We start from the raw sequence: 19,245 nt of genomic DNA, 5'->3' as shown, positions 1-19,245 counted from the left end.
AAGCCGGACGGCCGCCACAAGCCGCGCCGCACCGTCGGCGGCGATAATGGCCGCCCCCGATCGCGAGAACCGCCGATGCCCGACCTATCCCTGCGCCGCCAGTTGCAGGCCTATGCCGTCCGTTGGCCGCAGGAGGCCGAGGTTGCCGCGCAATTCCTGGCGTTGCTGGACGATGCGCAGGACCCGTTCGTGCGCGAACGCCTGGACGGCCATTTCACCGGTTCGGCCTGGCTGGTCAGCGCCGACGGCAGCCGCACCCTGCTGACCCACCACCGCAAGCTGCAGCGCTGGCTGCAGCTGGGCGGGCACGCCGACGGCGACCGCGACCTGGCGCTGGTGGCGCTGAAGGAAGCCGAGGAGGAATCCGGGCTGCCGGGTCTGGCGCTGCAGGACGGCGCGCTGTTCGATCTGGACCGGCACTGGATCCCTGAGCGCCAGGACGTGCCCGGGCACTGGCATTTCGACGCGCGCTACGTGGTGCGCGCCGGCGCCGACGAGGCGTTCGCGGTCAGCGCCGAATCGCTGGCCCTGGCCTGGCGCCCGATCGCCGAGCTGCTGGCCGAACCGGACCTGGATCCGTCGCTGCGGCGCATGGCCGGCAAGTGGCTGGCGCACAGCGGCGGCTGAGGCGCCGGTGACGGGCGGCGCTGCCGGACCGGCTTGCGCGGGTGCCGGGCGCCCGCCGCCTGCTGGGCGGGCATGGCCGGATTGGGTACCCTGGGGCGCCCGTTGCCCGTCCACGCCCATGTCCCGCACCGCTGCTTCGTTCACCTATCGCCTGGCGTTCCGTCCGGTCGACGACCGCATGGAGTCGGCCGACCTGGCGCGCACCGTGCAACGGACGCTGCTGGCCTTGAGCGGGCCGCCGCACGGCGTGGCGATCGTTAGCCTGCAGCGCCCGCCGCGCGAGGACGGCGGCGGCCTGTACATGGAAGCGGTCACCAGCGGCCCGGAGCGCTGGTACCTGAAGGCCGACGACTACCTGTTGAGCGAAGGGCTGCGCGGCGAGTTGTTGCCCTGAGGGCCGGGATTGGGGAGTCGGGATTGGGGATTCGTAAGAGCGGCGGCGCTGGCGATTCCCTTCTCCGGCTGCGATTTGGCTAGGGTCGATTGCGGTGGCGCAGATGCGGATCACGCGACCCTGCGCTCTTACGAATCCCGAATCCCGAATCCCCAATCCCGGTCAGTAGAGAATCCGCGTCCGCAAGGTCCCGGCGATCTGCCCCAGCTCGTCCTTCAGCACGCCGGCCAGTTCCTCGCTGGCGGCGACGTCGATGACCACGTAGCCGACCTTGGGGTCGGTGCGCAGGAACTGGCCGTCGATGTTGACGTTGTGGCGCGAGAACAGTTCGTTGATCTGCGACAGCACGCCCGGCACGTTGCGGTGGATGTGCAGCAGGCGCAGGCTTTCGGCGTGCTCGGGCAGGGTGACCTCGGGGAAGTTCACCGCCGACAGGGTGCTGCCGTTGTCGCTGTAGCGCACCAGCTTGGCCGCCACCTCCACGCCGATGTTGTCCTGCGCTTCCAGCGTGCTGCCGCCCACGTGCGGAGTCAGGATCACGTTGTCGTGCGCGGCCAGCGGCGATTCGAACACGTCGCCGTTGCCCTTCGGCTCGACCGGGAACACGTCCACCGCCGCGCCGCCGATGTGGCCGGAGCTCAGCGCCGCGTCCAGCGCGGCGATGTCGATCACGGTGCCGCGCGAGGCGTTGATCAGGTGCGCGCCGGGCTTCATCTGCGCGATCTGCGCCGCGCCGATCATGTCCTTGGTCGACGCGGTCTCCGGCACGTGCAGGGTGACCACGTCCGAACGCGCCAGCAAGTCGTCCAGATCGGTCGCCGCGCGCGCGTTGCCCAGCGACAGCTTGGCCTCGATGTCGTGGAAGATCACCTGCATGCCCAGCGCTTCGGCCAGCACGCCGACCTGGGTGCCGATATGGCCGTAGCCGACGATGCCCAGCACCTTGCCGCGGGTCTCGTGGCTGCCGGCGGCCGATTTCGACCAGCCGCCGCGGTGGCATTCGGCGTTCTTCTGCGGAATGCCGCGCAACAGCAGGATCGCCTCGGCGATGACCAGCTCGGCGACGCTGCGTGTATTGGAGTAGGGCGCGTTGAACACCGGAATGCCGGCCAGCTCGGCCGCGTCCAGGTCCACCTGGTTGGTGCCGATGCAGAAGCAACCGACCGCGATCAGGCGCTTGGCCTGCGCCAGCACCTCGGCGCTGAGCTGGGTGCGCGAGCGGATGCCGACGATGTGCGCCTCGGCGATGCGCGCCTTCAGTTCCTCTTCCGGCAGCGATTTGGCGTGCAGTTCGATCTGCGAGTAGCCGGCGGCGCGGAACACGTCGATGGCGGTCTGGCTGATGCCTTCGAGCAGCAGGACGCGGATGTCCTGCTTCGGAAACGAGGTTTTCTTGGGCGACATTGCGGCGACGAGGCGAGGCGAAAGGGTCGGTCACTATGCCAGATGCGTCCGCGCTTTGGTGCGTCGCAATAGGATGCCGGGGTCGCGCAAACGCACCCTGGCAAAGGTTTCAGTTGCATCTTTCGTGAATCGGGAATGGGGAATCGGGAATCGGGAATCGGGAATCGGGAATCGGGAATCGGAAGAGCCGAGCATCGGCATGAAGGGCGAGGGCGATGTCAGGCGCATGCTCTCTGCGAATCCCGAATCCCGAATCCCGAATCCCAAGCCACCTAGACGCCGCCAGCCAACGCTGGCAGGCTTGAACGCTTGCCTTCGCCCGATCCCGACCCATGACCGACCCGCGCCTGGACGCCCTTACGCACGCCGTTCCCGGACTGCGCCTGAAGACCGACCCCGCCGACCTGGAGCACTACGGCCGCGACTGGACCCAGCGCTGGACGCCGGCGCCGCTGGCGATCGCGTTGCCGGCGACGGTGGAGGAGGTGCAGGCGGTGCTGCGCTGGGCCAACGACCATGCGGTGGCGGTGGTGCCCTCCGGCGGCCGTACCGGCCTGTCCGGCGGCGCGGTGGCCGCGCACGGCGAACTGGTGCTGAGCCTGGAGCGGATGAACAAGGCACTGGCGTTCGATGCGGTCGATCGCACCCTCACCGTGCAGGCCGGCATGCCGCTGGAGGCGGTGCACAACGCGGCGCGCGAGCACGGGCTGGTGTATCCGGTGGATTTCGCCGCGCGCGGCTCGTGTTCGATCGGCGGCAACATCGCCACCAACGCCGGCGGCATCCGCGTGATCCGCTACGGCAATACCCGCGAATGGATCGCCGGACTCAAGGTGGTGACCGGCAACGGCGAGCTGCTCGAACTCAACCGCGGGCTGATCAAGAATTCCAGCGGCTACGATTTCCGTCAGCTGCTGATCGGCTCCGAAGGCACCCTGGGCGTCGTCGTGGAGGCCACGCTGCGGCTGACCGACCCGCCGCCGCCGAGCAACGTGATGCTGCTGGCGCTGCCGTCGTTCGAGGTGCTGATGCAGGTGTTCGCCGCCTTCCGCGGCCGCCTGCAGCTGGAAGCGTTCGAATTCTTCACCGACCGCGCGTTGCAGCACGTGCTGGCGCATGGCGCGCAGGCGCCGTTCGACACGGTCTATCCGTATTACGTGGTCACCGAGTACGCCAGCGGCGACGAAGCGCAGGAAGCCGCGGCGCTGGCCGCGTTCGAAGCGTGCATGGAGCAGGGCTGGGTGCTGGACGGGGTGATCAGCCAGAGCGATGCGCAGGCGGCGCAGCTGTGGCGTTTGCGCGAAGGCATCACCGAAGCGGTGGCGCGCTACAAGCCGTACAAGAACGACGTGTCGGTGCGGATCTCGGCGATGCCGGCGTTCCTGGCGCAGACCCAGGCGCTGCTCGGCGAAGCCTATCCACAGTTCGACGTGGTCTGGTTCGGCCACATCGGCGACGGCAACCTGCACATCAACGTGCTCAAGCCCGATGCCACCGCCGACGCGGAGTTCATCGCCGCCTGCGAACAGGTCACCAAGCTGCTGGCGCAGGTGCTGGCCGAGCATGGCGGCAGCATCTCCGCCGAACACGGCATCGGCCTGGTCAAGAAGCCGTATCTGCAAAGCACCCGCAGCGCCGAGGAGATCGCGCTGATGCGCGCGGTCAAACGCGTGTTCGATCCGGCCGGGCTGCTCAACCCGGGCAAGCTGTTCGACCCCTGAGCCGCGCCACGCCGTGCACGCATCTGCGCGGCGCCGGCGCTCGCGCTCGCGGCGGCGGCCGGCTAGGCTATGCCGACGCGGCCACGGCCGCTTCTCTTTCCCGATCCCGTTGGAACCCGATGCGATGAACCGAGTGACCGCGCGCTGCGCCCTGTTGTTGATCCTGTCCGTCCCCGCGTTCGCGCAGGCTTCCAGCTTCGCCGGCAGTTCCGCCGGTTCCGCCTCGGCCGGCTCCGCGGGCAGTTCCGCGTCTTCGGACAGCAGCTCCGGCGACGACAAACTGGTGCTGCAGGCGCGCGACGACGCGGCCGGCTTCGTCGCCAGCGCCGGCCGCATCCGCGGCGTGCAGCTGGAGGCGGCGCTGCGCGTGCTGCGCGAACGCAACCCGCAGGCGCAGCAGGCCAGCGACCTGCAACTGGCGCAGGCCATCCTGGCACTGTGATGCCGCGCCGGCGGCTGCGCCGGCTGGCGTGGCTGGCGCTGCTCGGGCTGGTGTGCGCGCTGCCTGCGCAGGCGATGCGGTTGCAGGTCGATGCGAGCGGATTGAGCGCATCCGAACGCGCGGCCAGCCAGGCGCTGCTCGACGCGACGCTGCCCAGGCTGCCGCCGGCCTGGACCGCAGCGATCGAGACGCCGCTGACGCTGCAATGGCGCGACGATCTGCCCGAGCGGGTGCACGGCCGGGCGCAGGCGCGCAACCTGCTGTTGAACAAGGCCTTGCTGCGCGCATGGATGGCGCAGCCTGTTGCCGATACCGCCGACGGCGACGTGGTGGATCCGGCGCGGCGGCCGGCGGTCGCCGCGCTGCTGCACGAACTGGCGCATTTCTACGACCGCTCCGCGGCGGGCCGGCTGTCCTCGGATCCGCGCCTGCTGGATCTGGCCGGCTGGCAGGTCAGCCCGATGCGCCTGGGCCTGCGCGTGAGCCACAATGCCTTCAGCGAGCGTAGCCCGGATCGGTACGAACTCAAGTCGCCGGCGGAATTCGTCGCGGTCAACCTGGAACATTTCCTGCTGGATCCGGACTACGCGTGCCGGCGCCCGGCGTTGGCGCGGTATTTCGCGCAGCGCCTGGCCTGGTCGCCGCCGGCGAGCGCCTGCGCCCCCGGCCTGGCCTACCTGCAGGATCCGCTGGCCGACGAGGCGGCGCTGCTGCAACTGGACCCGGCGCGGGTCTACGCGATCGATTACCTGCTGGCCGAGGGCAACGCGCAGCCGATGAGCCATTGGGGCCACAGCATGCTGCGCCTGGTGATCTGCGCGCCGGGACGCGCGCCCGGTCCCGATTGCCGCCTGGACCTGGCGTATCACAAGGTGCTGTCGTTCCGCGCGTTCGTCGACGACGTGCAGATCTCCAACGTGCGCGGCCTGATCGGTTCGTATCCGTCGCGGCTGTTCGTGCTGCCGTTGCGGCAGGTGGTGGACGACTACACCCAGGTGCAGCTGCGCGGCCTGCAGTCGATTCCGCTGCGGCTGAGCGCGGACGAGCGCGCGGCGCTGCTGGAGCGTGCCGCGCAGCTGCACTGGAGCTACGACGGACGCTATTACTTTCTCAGCAACAACTGCGCGGTGGAAACCTACAAGCTGCTGCACGACGGCGTGCCGCGGCTGGCCGGCGCGCGCCTGGCCGGCATCAGCCCGACCGGCCTGCTGCGGCGCCTGGCCCGCGCCGGCATCGCCGACACCGCGGTGCTGGACGATGCGGACGCCGCCACACGCCAGGGCTACTACTTCGCGCCGGCGAGCGCGCACTACGCGGCGATGTTCGCGGTCGCGCGCGCGCAGTTGGCGTTGCCGGCGCGCAGCGTGGAAGCCTGGCTGGATCTGCCGGCGGCGCAACGCGCGCCCTGGCTGCAGCGCGGCGACCTGCGCGCCAGCGCCGCACTGTTGCTGCTGGAGAACGCCGCGCGCCGGCGCCAGGAGCAGCGCGGCCGCGATGCGTTGAAGCGGCGCTATCTGGCCGGGCCACGCGGGCTACGCGTTGCCGATGACGCCGCTATTGCGGCTCGCGCCAACGCCGCTGTCGATGGCGCGCGCGCTGCCGGGGCCGATGTCACCGCCGGTGCCGCTGCCGCGGCTGGCGCATCCCAGACCCGCGACGCTGCTGCCGCAGTGCGCGCGTTGCTGGCGCAGCAAGGTCTGTTGAGCCAACCCTCGACGTTATTGCAAGGCCGGCCCGGTTATGGGCTGCCGCAGGCGCCTGAGCGCGCCTGGCTGCAGCAACAGGGACAGGCGCGGATCGACGCGCTGCGCAGCGACGGCGCCGCGCTGCAGGCGCGTCTGCACGCCTTGCTGCCGCCGCCGCTGCGCGCGGAACTGCAGCAGATCGACGCGAACCTGGCGGCGCTGGGTTCGCGGTTGCGCGATCTCAACCGCGACAGCGGCGGGCTACAGTTGTTGTCGCCGTCGCTGCTGCAGCCTGTGGATACGAAATAAATGGCGGGGTTGGTTCGTCGCTGGCGCGAGCTGTGTGACGATCCGATGCGATCGCGACAGGTTGGGCAAGCGACCCAGGGCGTCTTGGCGCTATCGGACGCGAATGGACTTCCTGACGTGGTCTGTCGCGGCTGAAGCCGCTCCTACCGGGGGAGCGAGCTCTTGTAGGAGCGGCGTCAGCCGCGACAGGCGCACCGACGCAACTCGCGCAAGCAGCCGCCGCTAAGGCAAATCGAGACCCACGTCTTGGCCGTAGCGATCCAGCCACGCGTTGCGCACCGGATCCTGCCGATACTTCGCGCGCAGCGTGGCCCAGGTCGCCTCGTTGCCGTCGCAGTACTTCGCCATCGCCTTGTCCAGCTCGCGCCGCCGCGCCGCATCGTAGGGCTCCTCGCCGGCGAAGTGGTTGCAGACATCCTGGCGCGCGACGAATGCACGCAGCTCCTGCGGCAGCGCGCAGAAGCCGACGTGATGCTCGGGATCCACTTCCTCCGGGATCGTGCAGGCGGCCGCGCCTCGCGCCGCGGCCACGGGCTTGGCCGCCGCGGCCAAGGCCAGGCCGGGCAGGATCAGCAGGGTCGCCAGGACGATGCCGCGGCGCAGGCGCACGGGCTCAGTCCGCACGCCCGGCGAACTCGCCGGTGGTGGTGTTGACCAGCACGCGCTCGCCGTTGCCGATGTACTCCGGCACCATGATCTCGATGCCGGTGTTGAGCTTGGCTGGCTTCGGCCGCTTAGTCGCGGTGCCGCCCTTGAGTTCCGGCGGGGTCTCGATCACTTCCAGGGTCACGCTCTGCGGCAACTGCACCGCCACCGGCTGGTCGTCGATGACCTGCACGTAGATGCCGCTCAGGCCTTCGGTGATGTAGCCGGCGTCGTCGCCGATCACGTCGGCATCGAGCGTGTACGGGGTGTAGTCCTCGTCGTCCAGGAACACGAATGCCTCGCCGTCCTTGTACGAGAAGGTGGCCTGGCGGCGCAGCAGATCGACTTCGCGCAGGTCGTCGTCGCCGTCGAAGCTGGCATCGAGCTTGTTGCCGCCGGGCACGCTGTACATCACGAAGCGGAAGCGCACGTTGCCGCCGCGGCCCTGCGGCGAACTGCGCTCGATGTCGCGGATCTGGTACACGCCGTTGTTGTACTCGACGACGTTGCCTTTCTTGATTTCGTTGGCTTTCATGGGTTTGGAGCCGGGATTGGGGATTGGAGATTCGGGATTGGTAAAGAGCCGGGCGGGGAGCGAAGGGGACAGGGCGCTTTTGCGAATCCCCAATCCCGAATCACGAATCCCGGCTACTTGGGCGCCAAGCGTACCGCGCCGTCGAGGCGAATGACCTCGCCGTTGAGATAGCGGTTGCGCAGCAGGAACAGCACCGTGTCGGCGAATTCCTCGGGGCGGCCGAGCCGTGGCGGGAACGGGATCGAGGCGGCCAGCGACTGCTGTACCGCCTCGGGCATGCCGTCCACCATCGGGGTCCAGAAGATGCCCGGGGCGATGGTGTTGACGCGGATGCCGAAGCGCGCCAGTTCGCGCGCCATCGGCAGGGTCATCGCCACCACGCCGCCCTTGGAAGCGGCATACGCGGCCTGGCCGATCTGGCCTTCGTAGGCGGCGACGCTGGCGGTGTTGACGATCGCGCCGCGTTCGCCGTCCTCGCCGGGCGCATTGTGCTGCATCAGGTCGGCGGCGGCCTTGGCGACGTTGAAGCTGCCGACCAGGTTGACCATCACCGTGCCCTGGAACGTGGCCAGCGGCATCGGCGCCTCCTTGCCGAGCACGCGGCCGGCGCCGAGGATGCCGGCGCAGTTGATCGCGGCATTGAGCCCGCCGAGAAAGTCGCGCGCCGCGCCGAGCTGCGCCGCCACCTGCGCCTCGTCGCTGACGTCGGTACGGAAATAGCGCGCCTGCGCGGCGCCGAGCGTGGCGACCGCGGCCGCGCCCTTGTCGTCGTTCAAATCGAACAGCGCGACCTTGCCGCCATCGGCGACGATGCGCTGCGCGACCGCCAGGCCTAGGCCGGAAACGCCGCCGGTGACGACCGCGCGGATATCGGCAAGCTGCATGAGTGTTCCCTCCCAGGAAAGCGCGCATTTTAGCCGACTCTCCGCCGCCGCTGCCGGCTGGTGGCCGCCAGCGCGTGGAGGCGCCCGCCAACCCTGGGGGCGTATCGTGCTTTGCGTGCCGCGCCTTCCCGCGGTGGCGTACAGCCAACGCGGCGCCGCGATGCTGACGCTCGGTGCGCCTGTCGCGAGCCGCAAGGGCATGCGATGCCGGTCGCGTCCGGAGTCGCGTCGGCGTGCGTGCGAACCGGCTTGGAATGGCCTCGGCGCGCAAGCGCGGCAAGTGACGCTGGGCATTGCCGGTGCAGGATCGGTGGGCATCGGAGGCGCGCCGATCCCGATGCGCCGGTCGGCCGCGGTTACGCCGCCGCCAGCGCCCGGCCGACCTTGCTGCCGGTGGCGCGGCCGAGCTTCTGCGCCAGCCAGCGCCCGGTCGCGGCCAGGGCCGGCAGGTCGATGCCGGTGGCCACGCCGTTGCCGTGCAGCAGGTAGACCACGTCCTCGCTGGCCACATTGCCGCTGGCGCCCTTGGCGTACGGGCAGCCGCCGGCGCCGGACACCGCCGCGTCGACCACGCGCACGCCTTCCTCCAGGCACGCGGCGATATTGGCCAGGGCCTGGCCGTAGGTATCGTGGAAATGCACCGCCAGCGCCGCCATCGGCAATTCGGCGGCGACCGCGCGCAGCATCGCCCGCGCCTTGTCCGGAGTGCCGACGCCGATGGTGTCGCCCAGCGAGATCTCGTAGCAGCCCATGGCGTGCAGCTGCCGCGCCACCCGCACCACGTCGGCCAGCGGCACCGCGCCCTGGTAGGGGCAGCCGAGCACGGTGGAGACGTAGCCGCGCACCTTGACCCCGTCCGCCGCCGCGCGCGCCAGCACCGGCGCGAAGCGCTGCAGCGATTCGTCGATGCCGGCATTGGTGTTGGTGCGGTTGAAGGTTTCCGAGGCGGCGGTGAACACCGCGACTTCGCGCACGCCGACCGCGACCGCACGCTCGTAGCCCTGCAGGTTCGGCACCAGCACCGGATAGTCCACACCGGGCGCCGGCACGATGCCGGCGTAGACCTCTGCCGCGTCGGCCAGCTGCGGCACCCATTTCGGGCTGACGAAACTGGTCGCCTCGATGCTGCGCAGGCCGGTGCGCGACAGCTGCGCGATCAACTCGATCTTGTCGGCGGTGGCGACCCAGGCTTTCTCGTTCTGCAGGCCGTCGCGCGGTCCCACTTCCACCAGGCGGACGAAGTCGCTCATCGGCAGCGCTCGCAGCGCGGCGCGCAAGCGATCGGCAGAGGCCGCGTGGGGCAGGGCAAAAACGGCGAATTGGCGGTCACATGCATTCCTTGGAGTGGACGGCTGCGCGCCGTCGCCGAGCGGCGCAGGCCGCAGCCTGCGCGATGTGCGATCGCCGGCGCTCGGCGCCGCTCAGGCCTGCGCCGGTTGGTGGCAGACCGCTTCGATGTTGTGCCCATCCGGATCCAGCAGGAAGGCGCCATAGTAGTTGGGGTGGTAATGCGGCCGCAGCCCGGGTGCGCCATTGTCGCGACCGCCGGCGGCCAGCCCGGCGCGATGGAAGGCATCCACCTGCGCGCGTTCGGCGGCGACGAAGGCCAGATGCAGTTCGCCGCCGCTGCCGGTGGCGCCATCGGTCAGCCAGACGCTGGGCTTGCCGTCGCGGCCGAAACCGATATGGCGGCGATCGCCGGTCTGTTCCGCGCTCACCTCCATCACGATGTCCAGCCCAAGCGCGGCCAATGCGGCGCGGTAGAACGCGAGACTGCGCGCCAGGTCGACGCAGCGCAGACCGATGTGGTCGAGCGGGCTCACCAGAAGCCCAGCCAGTTCGGATCGCGCTTATCCAGGAAGGCGCTCAGGCCTTCTTGGCCTTCGGCCGAGACCCGCAGCCGCGCGATCAGCGCGGCGTTGTCGCGGTCCAGCGCGGCGCTGTCGCCGCCGGCGGCGACCCGGCGCACCAGCGCCTTGGCGCCGGCGGCGGCGAGCGGGCCGGCCTGGCCGAGCAGTTCCACCTGGCGCTGCACCGCCGCGTCCAGTGCGGTCGGCGCCACCGTCTGGTGGACCAGGCCGATCTGGGTAGCGGTGGCCGCATCGAACGCTTCTGCGCTGGCGAACCAGCGCCGCGCCTGGCGCGCGCCGATCGCGGCGATCACATACGGCGAGATCACCGCCGGCAACAAGCCCAGGCGGCTCTCGCTGAGTCCGAAGCGCGCGTCGGTGGAGGCCACGGCGATGTCGCAGCAGGCGACCAGGCCGACCGCGCCGCCGAAGGTGGCGCCGTGCACGCGCGCCACGGTCGGCTTGGGCAGTTCGTCCAGGGTGCGCATCAGTTGCGCCAGCGCCAGCGCATCGGCCAGATTCTCCGCCTCGCTGGCGCTGGCCATCGAGCGCATCCATTGCAGGTCGGCGCCGGCCGAGAACGCCGCGCCGGCGCCGGCCAGCACCACCACCTTGACCTTTGAATCGGTGCCGATCTCCTGCAGCGCGTCGGTCAGCTGCGCGATCAGCGCGGCGTCGAACGCGTTGCGCACCTCGGGTCGGTTCAGCCGCAGCGTCAGGACCTTGCCTGAGCGCTCCAGCAGCAATGCATCGCTCATCGGCGGTTCTCGTACGGAGGGATAACGGCAGCCATACGGGGATGATAGCGGGCCGCGCCGGCCGCGCCATCATGCGCTGCGACGGTGCTACAATTGATAACCATTCTTATTCGACGGAACGTTCCGTGACGTTGTCCGATATGCCGTTGCGCAGCACCGCCACCGTGGAGACCGTGCACGACCGCCAGCCCAACGACGCCATCGCGCGCCGCTTGCGCGAGCTGGGGTTCGTCGCCGGCGAACAGGTGCAGGTGCTGGCCAGCGGCCCGGTCGGCGGCGAGCCGTTGCTGGTGCAGGTCGGCTATACGCGTTTCGCGTTGCGCCGCAGCGAAGCGGCGCGGGTGCAGGTCAGCGTCGCAGCCGGCACCGAGGCGCAGTCATGAGCGCGGAGGCCGTGCCGTTGCGCCTGGCCCTGGTCGGCAATCCGAACTGCGGCAAGACCGCGCTGTTCAACCAGCTCACCGGCAGCAAGCAGAAGGTGGCCAACTACGCCGGCGTGACCGTCGAGCGCAAGGAAGGCCGTTTCCGCGCGCCGTCGGGGCGCGACTTCGCCGTGCTCGACCTGCCGGGCGCGTACAGCCTGCAGCCGGCCAGCCTGGACGAGGCGATCACCCGCGACCTGTGCCGTGGCTTCTATCCGGGCGAGCCGGCGCCGGACGTGCTGGTGTGCGTGGTCGATGCCACCAACCTACGCCTGCACCTGCGTTTTGCGCTGGAGTTGCGCGAACTGGGCAAGCCGATGCTGGTGGCGCTGAACATGGTCGATGCCGCGCAGCGCCGTGGCATCCAGATCGACCGCCAGGCGCTGGAAGACGCGCTTGGCGTGCCGGTGATCGAGACCGTGGCGGTGCGCCGCAACGGCGCCAGGGCGCTGGTCGAACGGCTCGATGCGCTGGCCCCGGCATTGCCGCCGGCGGTGGCGCCGGCCGCAGGGCAGGGCGACTACCACCAGCAGGTGCGGCGCATCCTCGCCGCCGCGGTGTCGATGCCGACCCGCACCTCGCGCATCGACGACGCGCTGGACCGCTGGCTGCTGCATCCGGTCGCCGGGCTGCTGACCCTGGCGGTGGTGATGTTCCTGATCTTCCAGGCGGTGTATGCCTGGGCGGCGCCGTTGATGGACCTGATCGACGGCGGCAGCAAGGCGCTCGGCGTCTGGGTCGGCAGCGCTTTGCCGGAGGGGCCGCTCAACAGCCTGCTGGTCGACGGCATCATCGCCGGCCTGGGCGGGGTGGTGGTGTTCCTGCCGCAGATCCTGATCCTGTTCGCCTTCATTCTGGCGCTGGAGGAATCCGGCTATCTGCCGCGCGCGGCGTTCCTGCTCGACAGGATGATGGCCGCGGCCGGACTGTCGGGGCGTTCGTTCATCCCGTTGCTGTCCAGCTTCGCCTGCGCCGTGCCCGGCATCATGTCCACGCGCAGCATCCAGGACCCGCGCGATCGGCTGGCCACGATCCTGGTCGCACCGCTGATGACCTGCTCGGCGCGCTTGCCGGTGTATGCGTTGCTGATCGGCGCGTTCATCCCGCAGCGGCAGGTGTGGGGCGTGTTCAACCAGCAGGGCCTGGTGCTGTTCGGCCTGTATTTCGCCGCGATCGCCAGCGCGCTGGCGGTGTCGTGGACGATGAAGAAGTGGCGCCGCGATAAGGGCGAGCATCCCTTGCTGCTGGAGCTGCCGTCGTACCGCGTGCCGCATCTGCGCGACCTGGCGCTGGGCCTGTGGGAGCGCGCGGCGATCTTCCTCAAGCGCGTCGGCGGCATCATCCTGGCGCTGACCATCCTGCTGTGGTTCCTGCTGTCGTTTCCGGCGGCGCCGGCCAACGCCACGCTGCCACCGATCGACTACAGCTTCGCCGGCCGCATCGGCCACGCGATGACCACGGTGTTCGCGCCGCTGGGCTTCAACTGGCAGATCTGCATCGCGCTGATTCCCGGCCTGGCCGCGCGCGAAGTGGCGGTGGCGTCGTTGGCCACGGTGTACGCGCTGTCGGCGGCCGACGACGATGCCGCCGCGCAGGCGCTGTCGCCGCTGATCAGCGACGGCTGGTCGCTGGCCACCGCGCTGTCGCTGCTGGTCTGGTACATCTACGCGCCGATGTGCATTTCCACCCTGGCCACGATCAAGCGCGAGACCAACTCTTGGAAGCAGATGAGCTTCGCCGCGTTCTACCTGTTCGCGCTGGCGTACCTGGCCTCGCTGGTCACCTACCAGGTCGCGGCGGCGCTGGGAGCCGGCTGAGATGAGCACGTCGCTGCTGCTGCAATACCTGGTGATCGCGCTGGCGGTGCTGCTCAGCGCCTGGGTGGTGCTGAAGAAGCAGTTCCCCGGCACCGCGCGCAAGCTGCGCGGCGCCGTCGCCGTGCGCCTGCTCAAGCCGGGCCGCGCGTCCTGGCTGCAGGCCATGGGCCGCAGGATCGCGCCGCCGGCCAGCGCCGGCGCCGGCGCATGCGGCGGCTGCGACAGCTGCGGTCCGGCACCGCCGCGCCGGCATTGAGCTGGTGACGGGAAAGGACGCGGCGAAACCGGCTGCCATGAGCGCTCCGTCGTTGCCCCTGTCGCTGCCGGCTGGCGCTTTCTTCGGCCTGGATCTGCAGGCGCTCGCGCCGCCGCAGCGCGACGCATTGCGCCAGGCCGACGCCGATTTCCGCGCCGTCGCGGCCGGCCGCGCACCACCGCACGCACGCATCGACACCGAAGCGCCATTGCCTGCCGACGGCGGCACCCGCTACTACCTGGGGCAGGGCTATCGGCTGACCGTGCTGCGCCGCCTGTCTTGCATCGGTGCGCAGGCCGCGATCGCCTATGGCCCGATCCTGCAATTGGACGAGGCGCTGTTCGCGACAGCGACACTCCCCGCCATATCGGATGTGCGTCTGTATACGCATGCCGCGCTGGGGCAGTTGTTGGAGGCCGCAGCACAGCCTTGATCCCGGCGCGCGCGGACCACGCAGAGCCACGGCACGATCGTGCGTCGGCGCTGGTGGGCTTACGCAAGCGCCAGCGAAGGCACGACCTGGCTGGGCCGGTGTATCGCTGAGCGCCGTTCGCGCTGCGCTGCACAGCGGAGCGCGGCGCCGCTGCCGTTATGCTATCGGCCATGACGACCTCCTTCCAGTTCTCCCGCCGTGCGCAGGCGCTGACCAGTTCGGCGATCCGCGAAATCCTCAAGGTCACCGAACGCCCGGAGGTGATCTCCTTCGCCGGCGGGCTGCCGTCGCCGGACACGTTCCCGGTGGCGCGCATGCAGTACGCGTGCGACAAGGTGCTGCGCGAGGCGCCGCAGGCGGCGCTGCAATACGGCCCGACCGAAGGCTATCTTCCGTTGCGCGAATGGGTGGCGGCGCGCCTGAGCCGCGACGGCGCCACGATCCGCCCCGGCCAGGTGCTGATCACCACCGGATCGCAGCAGGGCCTGGACCTGCTCGGCAAGGTCTTCATCGACGAAGGCAGCAAGGTACTGGTGGAAACGCCCAGCTATCTCGGCGCGCTGCAGGCGTTCTCGCTGTTCCAGCCCGCGTTCGCGGCGATGCAGTCGGACGACGACGGGCTGGTGGTGGATGCGCTGGAAGACGCGCAACTGGCCGGTGCGCGCTTCATGTACTGCCTGCCGAATTTCCAGAACCCGACCGGGCGGCGCCTGCCGCTGCACCGGCGGCAGGCGCTGGTCGCGCGCGCGGCCACGGCCGGCGTGCCCATCGTCGAGGACGATCCCTACGGCGAGCTGTGCTACAGCGGCGACACGCTGCCCAGCCTGCTGTCGATGAACCCGGACGGCGCCATCTACATGGGCTCGTTCTCCAAGGTGCTGGCGCCGGGCCTGCGCCTGGGCTTCGTGGTCGCGCCGGAAGCGGTGCACGCCAAGCTGGTGCAGGCCAAGCAGGCGGCGGACCTGCACACGCCCTCGTTCAGCCAGCGCATCGTCTACGAGGCGGTGCAGGACGGTTTCCTGGATGCGCACATCCCCGGCATCCGCAGCCTGTACGCGAGCCGCTGCCAGCAGATGCTCGACGCGCTCGGCAAGTATTTTCCGTCGCAGGTGCGCTGGAACCGCCCGGCCGGCGGCATGTTCATCTGGGTCGAATTGCCGGCCGGCATGGATGGTGGCGCGCTGCTGGCCAAGGCGATCGAGCGCAACGTCGCCTTCGTGCCGGGCGCGCCGTTCTACGCGGTCGAACCGCAGCGCAATACGCTGCGCCTGTCGTTCGTGACCGTGCCGGAAGAACGCATCGAGACCGGCGTGCGCATCCTCGGCGAACTGCTGCAGGCCGAAATCGCCGCGCATCGCAGCGCGGTCGCCTGATCCGGCACCAGGACGCGTGCACATGAGCTCGGCTGCGGCATTGGATCTGGGCGTGGAGGCGGTGCTGGTCGGCCGCGTGCAGGCCTTCACCCGGCCCGGCAGCCGCAGCGCGATCGACAAGCGGCCGGTGCCTGGCCGGTTGCGGATCGGGATCGAGGGCCTGGAACTGGACGAGCAGGGCGACCGCCGCGTGCACGGCGGCCCGGACAAGGCGTTGCACCACTATCCGCGCGACCACTACGCGGCCTGGCGCCAGGACCTGGGCGCGCACGCCTTGCTGGAGGCGCCGGGCGCATTCGGCGAAAACCTCAGCACGTTCGGCGCCACCGAGGCCGATCTGTGTCTGGGCGACCGGCTGCGGCTGGGCACGGCGCTGGTGGAGGTCTCGCAATCGCGGCAGCCGTGCTGGAAGCTGTCCGACCGCTTCGGGGTGGCCGCGCTGGCGCGGCGCGTGCAGGAAAGCGGCCGCACCGGCTGGTATTACCGCGTGCTGCAGCCGGGCGAGGTCGCTGCCGGCGATCGGCTGGTGCTGCTGGAGCGCCCGTATCCGGACTGGTCGCTGGCGCGCCTGATCCAGCTGCTGTATCGGCGCGAGGTGGACCTGGCACAGCTGGAGCAGGTGCTGGAGCTGCCGCTGGTGCCGAACTGGCGCGTACTGTTCGAGCGGCGCCTGGCCCAGCGCGAAGTCGAGTGCTGGGACAAGCGGTTGCTGGGGCAGCCAGCGGCAGAATAGGGCGCGCCGGCAGGCCAGCGGTGGCCGCCAGTAGGGCCGCGGACCTCCCAATATTGGATGGCGCCGGGCTACAGCCTCTCCCGCACTGCCAGCCTGCTGTCCGCAAGCCCCCTGTAGGAGCGGCTTCAGCCGCGACAAAACGAAGCGGCGGACCTTCCGACGTCGCTGCGTCGGATGTGTCGGAACTGAGCGCCGCCGTGCATCACCACGCTCGCCGCAAGCCCCTGTAGGAGCGGCTTCAGCCGCGACAAACGAAGCCGCATACCTTCCGACACCGATGCGCCAGATGTGTTGGAACTGAGCCCCGAGTGCACCGCACGCTAGCCGCAAGTCCTTGTGGGAGCGACTTCAGTCGCGACGAACGACAAGGCAGACCTTCCGCAGTCGGCTGCCATCAACACTCCGAACCGCCTCCACCTCCGCCTCCGCCTCCGACCAACGCCGCCGACCAACGCCACAGCGCCGCACCCCTGTCGCCGATCGCGACAAACCGCTACCTTGTGGCGATGACCACTTCCTCCGTTCGTGTGTTGATTCATGGCGCATCCGGCCGCATGGGCCAGGCCTTGTTGCGCCTGGCCGCGCAGGACCCCGCGCTGCAGGTGGCGGCCGCGGTGATCCGGCGGTCGCCGTCGCAGCGGGTCGTCGACGGGGTGCCGTACTTCGCTGCGACCGAACTGAATGGCGCGCCGGCGTTCGACGTGGCGGTCGATTTCAGCCTGCCGCAGGGCTTCGACCCGGTGCTGGCGCTGTGCGTGGCGCGCGGCGCGGCGCTGGTGTCCGGCACCACCGGCCTGGACGCGGCGCAGCGGCAGGCGCTGGCCGACGCGGCGGCGCGCATCCCGCTGATCTGGGCGTCCAACTTCAGCCTCGGCGTGGCGGTGCTCAACGACCTGGTGGAACGCGCCGCGGCGGCGCTGCCGGGCTGGGACTGCGACATCGTCGAGTCGCACCACGTGCACAAGCAGGACGCCCCATCCGGCACCGCACTGACCCTGGGCGAGGCGGCCGCGCACGGCGGCGCGCAGCCGCGCTACGCCAGCCTGCGCGCGGGTGACATCGTCGGCGAGCATCTGGTGCAGTTCGCCGGGCTCGGCGAGCGGGTGGAGCTGGTGCACCGCGCCAGCAACCGCGACATCTTCGCCCGCGGCGCGCTGCACGCCGCCGCGCGCCTGCCGGGCCGCGCGCCAGGCGCCTACCGGCTGCGCGATCTGCTCGGCTGAACGGCGCTTTCACATAAACGTCTGGCGCGGACAGGTCCGCGCCGGTACAATTCTCGCTCGCCTGTTACCCATCGCCACGGACCCGGAGAAGCGCCGAGTTCGCGGTTTCTTGCAGCCGCAAGTTGGTGGGGCAGGGTTCCTCTCTCCCCAAGGCGAACCCCGTGACTCAACCCGCAATCCTTGTCCTTGAAGACGGCACCGTGTTCGAGGGCGAATCCGTAGGCGCCGCCGGCCTGTCCGTCGGCGAAGTGGTGTTCAACACCGCGATGACCGGCTATCAGGAGATCGTCACCGATCCGTCCTACGCCCGCCAACTGGTCACCCTGACCTACCCGCATATCGGCAACACCGGTTGCACCGACCAGGACGACGAAGCCGCCCAGGTGTGGTCGGCCGGGCTGATCGTGCGCGACGTGCCGCGCCGGCCCAGCAACTGGCGCAACCAGGTGTCGCTGCCGGACTGGCTGATCCAGCGCGGCGTGGTCGCCATCGCCGGCATCGATACCCGCAAGCTGACCCGCATCCTGCGCGAGAAGGGCGCGCAGAACGGCGCGGTGATGGCCGGCGAAGTGAACGTGGAAACGGCGCTGGAAGCGGCACGCAAGTTCCCGGGCCTGAAAGGCATGGACCTGGCCAAGGTGGTCTCCACCGGCAAGGCCTATGCATGGCGCGATGGCCAGCTCGACCTGGATAGCAACGCGTTCGCCCAGGCCGCGCCGAAGTACAAGGTGGTGGCCTACGACTACGGCGTGAAGCTCAACATCCTGCGCATGCTCGCCGAGCGCGGTTGCGAGGTCACGGTCGTACCGGCGCAGACGCCTGCCGCCGAGGTGCTGGCGATGCAGCCGGACGGCGTGTTCCTGTCCAACGGCCCGGGCGATCCGGCGCCGTGCGACTACGCGATCGCCGCGATCAAGGAATTCGTGGCCAGGAAGATCCCCACCTTCGGCATCTGCCTGGGCCACCAGCTGCTGGCGCTGGCCGCCGGCGCGCAGACCCTGAAGATGGGCCACGGCCACCACGGCGCCAACCATCCGGTGCAGGACCTGGACAGCGGCCGGGTGATGATCACCTCGCAGAACCACGGCTTCGCGGTCGATGAGGCCACGCTGCCGGCCAACGTCCGCGTCACCCACCGCTCGCTGTTCGACGGCACCAATCAGGGCATCGAACTGACCGACGCGCCGGCCTTCAGCTTCCAGGGCCACCCGGAAGCCTCGCCGGGCCCGCGCGACGTGGCGCCGCTGTTCGATCGGTTCACCGCGCTGATGGCGGCCGCCGCCTGATGAGCGTCGCGCTGGTGCCGTCGCTGCGTCCACGCCGCTGGCGTTGGGGCGTATTGGCGTCGCTGGCGCTCGCCGCGTATCCGCTGTTCGTGCTGGTTGCGGTCTATGCGCAGTGGCTCGGCGCCGGTCTGCCGGGCGGACGCGACGGCCCGGCCGATGCGTACCGCCACAGCCTGGCCAGCGCCATCGTCGCCTACACCCTGTCGCCGCGCTGCGTGGACTGGGTGACGGCGGTGATGGAACGCGACGGGCGCGGCAATGCGAGCCGGGCGATGGACGCCCACAACAACCGGATCGGCGCGCGCATCGGCGCCGCCGCTCCCAGCTGGGCCGCGATGCAGCGCGAGGTTCGCGCCGCGGTCGACCATGGCGCGATCGACGCCCGATCGCCCGACCAGATCACCTGGCGCGCCCCCGCGGCGTGGCAGGACCGCCTTTACTGAGAATC

General features: G+C 70.2%; 21 protein-coding genes. 14 read left to right on the top strand and 7 right to left on the bottom strand.

Annotation, left to right across the window (positions count from 1 at the left end; genetic code table 11):
- Positions 1-75 precede the first annotated feature (75 nt).
- Together AB3X08_RS11985 and AB3X08_RS11980 are read left to right on the top strand one after the other, a co-directional pair.
- A complete protein-coding gene (locus AB3X08_RS11985; protein ID WP_369932790.1) occupies positions 76-627 on the top strand; it encodes an NUDIX hydrolase in 552 nt (183 codons plus the stop codon).
- A gap of 118 nt (positions 628-745) precedes the next feature.
- A complete protein-coding gene (locus AB3X08_RS11980; RefSeq protein WP_369932789.1) occupies positions 746-1,021 on the top strand; it encodes a hypothetical protein in 276 nt (91 codons plus the stop codon).
- 162 nt (positions 1,022-1,183) lie between these two features.
- Here AB3X08_RS11980 and serA read toward each other — a convergent pair whose 3' ends face one another.
- The gene (serA, locus tag AB3X08_RS11975) at positions 1,184-2,425 is read right to left on the bottom strand and encodes a phosphoglycerate dehydrogenase (protein ID WP_369932788.1); all 1,242 of its coding nucleotides are present in this window, start codon (positions 2,423-2,425) and stop codon (positions 1,184-1,186) included.
- A 332-nt stretch (positions 2,426-2,757) separates the two neighbouring features.
- Here serA and AB3X08_RS11970 point away from each other — a divergent pair, with 332 nt between their 5' ends.
- The 3 genes from AB3X08_RS11970 (at position 2,758) to AB3X08_RS11960 (ending at position 6,582) form a co-directional block, all read left to right on the top strand.
- Positions 2,758-4,146, top strand: coding sequence for an FAD-binding oxidoreductase (locus tag AB3X08_RS11970; RefSeq protein WP_369932785.1), 1,389 nt, complete (start codon positions 2,758-2,760; stop codon positions 4,144-4,146).
- Positions 4,147-4,270: 124 nt separating this feature from the next.
- Positions 4,271-4,588 carry a DUF2388 domain-containing protein gene (locus AB3X08_RS11965; protein WP_185812989.1) on the top strand — a complete coding sequence of 106 codons (318 nt, stop codon included), beginning with the start codon at positions 4,271-4,273 and terminating at the stop codon, positions 4,586-4,588.
- Complete coding sequence (locus AB3X08_RS11960) at positions 4,588-6,582, top strand: DUF4105 domain-containing protein (protein WP_369932783.1); 1,995 nt, start codon at positions 4,588-4,590, stop codon at positions 6,580-6,582. The genes AB3X08_RS11965 and AB3X08_RS11960 overlap by 1 nt, the downstream gene beginning before the upstream one ends.
- A gap of 222 nt (positions 6,583-6,804) precedes the next feature.
- Here the strand turns inward: AB3X08_RS11960 and AB3X08_RS11955 are convergent, their stop codons facing one another.
- From AB3X08_RS11955 to AB3X08_RS11930, 6 genes are all read right to left on the bottom strand, one after another.
- A complete protein-coding gene (locus AB3X08_RS11955; protein WP_369932782.1) occupies positions 6,805-7,191 on the bottom strand; it encodes a hypothetical protein in 387 nt (128 codons plus the stop codon).
- Positions 7,192-7,195: 4 nt separating this feature from the next.
- Positions 7,196-7,762, bottom strand: a complete 567-nt coding sequence (gene yeiP / locus AB3X08_RS11950; protein ID WP_184414561.1) for an elongation factor P-like protein YeiP — start codon at positions 7,760-7,762, stop codon at positions 7,196-7,198.
- Between the two features lie 113 nt (positions 7,763-7,875).
- A complete protein-coding gene (locus AB3X08_RS11945) occupies positions 7,876-8,646 on the bottom strand; it encodes an SDR family oxidoreductase (protein WP_369932780.1) in 771 nt (256 codons plus the stop codon).
- Positions 8,647-9,002: 356 nt separating this feature from the next.
- Positions 9,003-9,896 carry a hydroxymethylglutaryl-CoA lyase gene (locus AB3X08_RS11940; RefSeq protein ID WP_369932779.1) on the bottom strand — a complete coding sequence of 298 codons (894 nt, stop codon included), beginning with the start codon at positions 9,894-9,896 and terminating at the stop codon, positions 9,003-9,005.
- Between the two features lie 171 nt (positions 9,897-10,067).
- Positions 10,068-10,469 (bottom strand): VOC family protein, encoded by a 402-nt coding sequence (locus AB3X08_RS11935; protein ID WP_369932777.1) that lies wholly within the window; start codon positions 10,467-10,469, stop codon positions 10,068-10,070.
- Positions 10,466-11,254 carry an enoyl-CoA hydratase-related protein gene (locus tag AB3X08_RS11930; protein ID WP_369932776.1) on the bottom strand — a complete coding sequence of 263 codons (789 nt, stop codon included), beginning with the start codon at positions 11,252-11,254 and terminating at the stop codon, positions 10,466-10,468. The genes AB3X08_RS11935 and AB3X08_RS11930 overlap by 4 nt, the downstream gene beginning before the upstream one ends.
- A 125-nt stretch (positions 11,255-11,379) precedes the next feature.
- Between AB3X08_RS11930 and AB3X08_RS11925 the strand changes: the two genes are divergently transcribed.
- The 9 genes from AB3X08_RS11925 to AB3X08_RS11885 all read left to right on the top strand — a co-directional run bounded on the left by AB3X08_RS11925 (position 11,380) and on the right by AB3X08_RS11885 (position 19,240).
- Complete coding sequence (locus AB3X08_RS11925; protein ID WP_369932775.1) at positions 11,380-11,637, top strand: FeoA family protein; 258 nt, start codon at positions 11,380-11,382, stop codon at positions 11,635-11,637.
- Positions 11,634-13,493, top strand: a complete 1,860-nt coding sequence (feoB, locus tag AB3X08_RS11920) for a ferrous iron transporter B (protein ID WP_369932773.1) — start codon at positions 11,634-11,636, stop codon at positions 13,491-13,493. The genes AB3X08_RS11925 and feoB overlap by 4 nt, the downstream gene beginning before the upstream one ends.
- 1 nt (position 13,494) lies before the next feature.
- Positions 13,495-13,749: a DUF6587 family protein gene (locus AB3X08_RS11915; RefSeq protein WP_369932772.1), complete on the top strand. Its 255-nt coding sequence runs from the start codon at positions 13,495-13,497 to the stop codon at positions 13,747-13,749.
- Between the two features lie 37 nt (positions 13,750-13,786).
- On the top strand, positions 13,787-14,182 hold the full coding sequence (locus AB3X08_RS11910; protein WP_369932771.1) for a hypothetical protein: 396 nt from the start codon (positions 13,787-13,789) through the stop codon (positions 14,180-14,182).
- 170 nt (positions 14,183-14,352) lie between these two features.
- Complete coding sequence (locus AB3X08_RS11905) at positions 14,353-15,555, top strand: PLP-dependent aminotransferase family protein (RefSeq protein WP_369932770.1); 1,203 nt, start codon at positions 14,353-14,355, stop codon at positions 15,553-15,555.
- 22 nt (positions 15,556-15,577) lie between these two features.
- Positions 15,578-16,288, top strand: a complete 711-nt coding sequence (locus AB3X08_RS11900) for an MOSC domain-containing protein (RefSeq protein ID WP_369932769.1) — start codon at positions 15,578-15,580, stop codon at positions 16,286-16,288.
- 506 nt (positions 16,289-16,794) lie between these two features.
- Positions 16,795-17,511: a 4-hydroxy-tetrahydrodipicolinate reductase gene (gene dapB, locus AB3X08_RS11895; RefSeq protein ID WP_369932768.1), complete on the top strand. Its 717-nt coding sequence runs from the start codon at positions 16,795-16,797 to the stop codon at positions 17,509-17,511.
- A 161-nt stretch (positions 17,512-17,672) separates the two neighbouring features.
- Positions 17,673-18,797, top strand: coding sequence for a glutamine-hydrolyzing carbamoyl-phosphate synthase small subunit (gene carA, locus AB3X08_RS11890; RefSeq protein ID WP_369932767.1), 1,125 nt, complete (start codon positions 17,673-17,675; stop codon positions 18,795-18,797).
- Positions 18,797-19,240 (top strand): DUF6973 domain-containing protein, encoded by a 444-nt coding sequence (locus AB3X08_RS11885; protein ID WP_369932766.1) that lies wholly within the window; start codon positions 18,797-18,799, stop codon positions 19,238-19,240. The genes carA and AB3X08_RS11885 overlap by 1 nt, the downstream gene beginning before the upstream one ends.
- Positions 19,241-19,245: the final 5 nt, after the last annotated feature.

The sequence above is a fragment of the Xanthomonas sp. DAR 34887 genome (assembly GCF_041245805.1).
Classification (GTDB): Bacteria; Pseudomonadota; Gammaproteobacteria; order Xanthomonadales; family Xanthomonadaceae; genus Xanthomonas_A; species Xanthomonas_A tesorieronis.
This window is presented reverse-complemented; position numbering and strand designations above follow the sequence as displayed.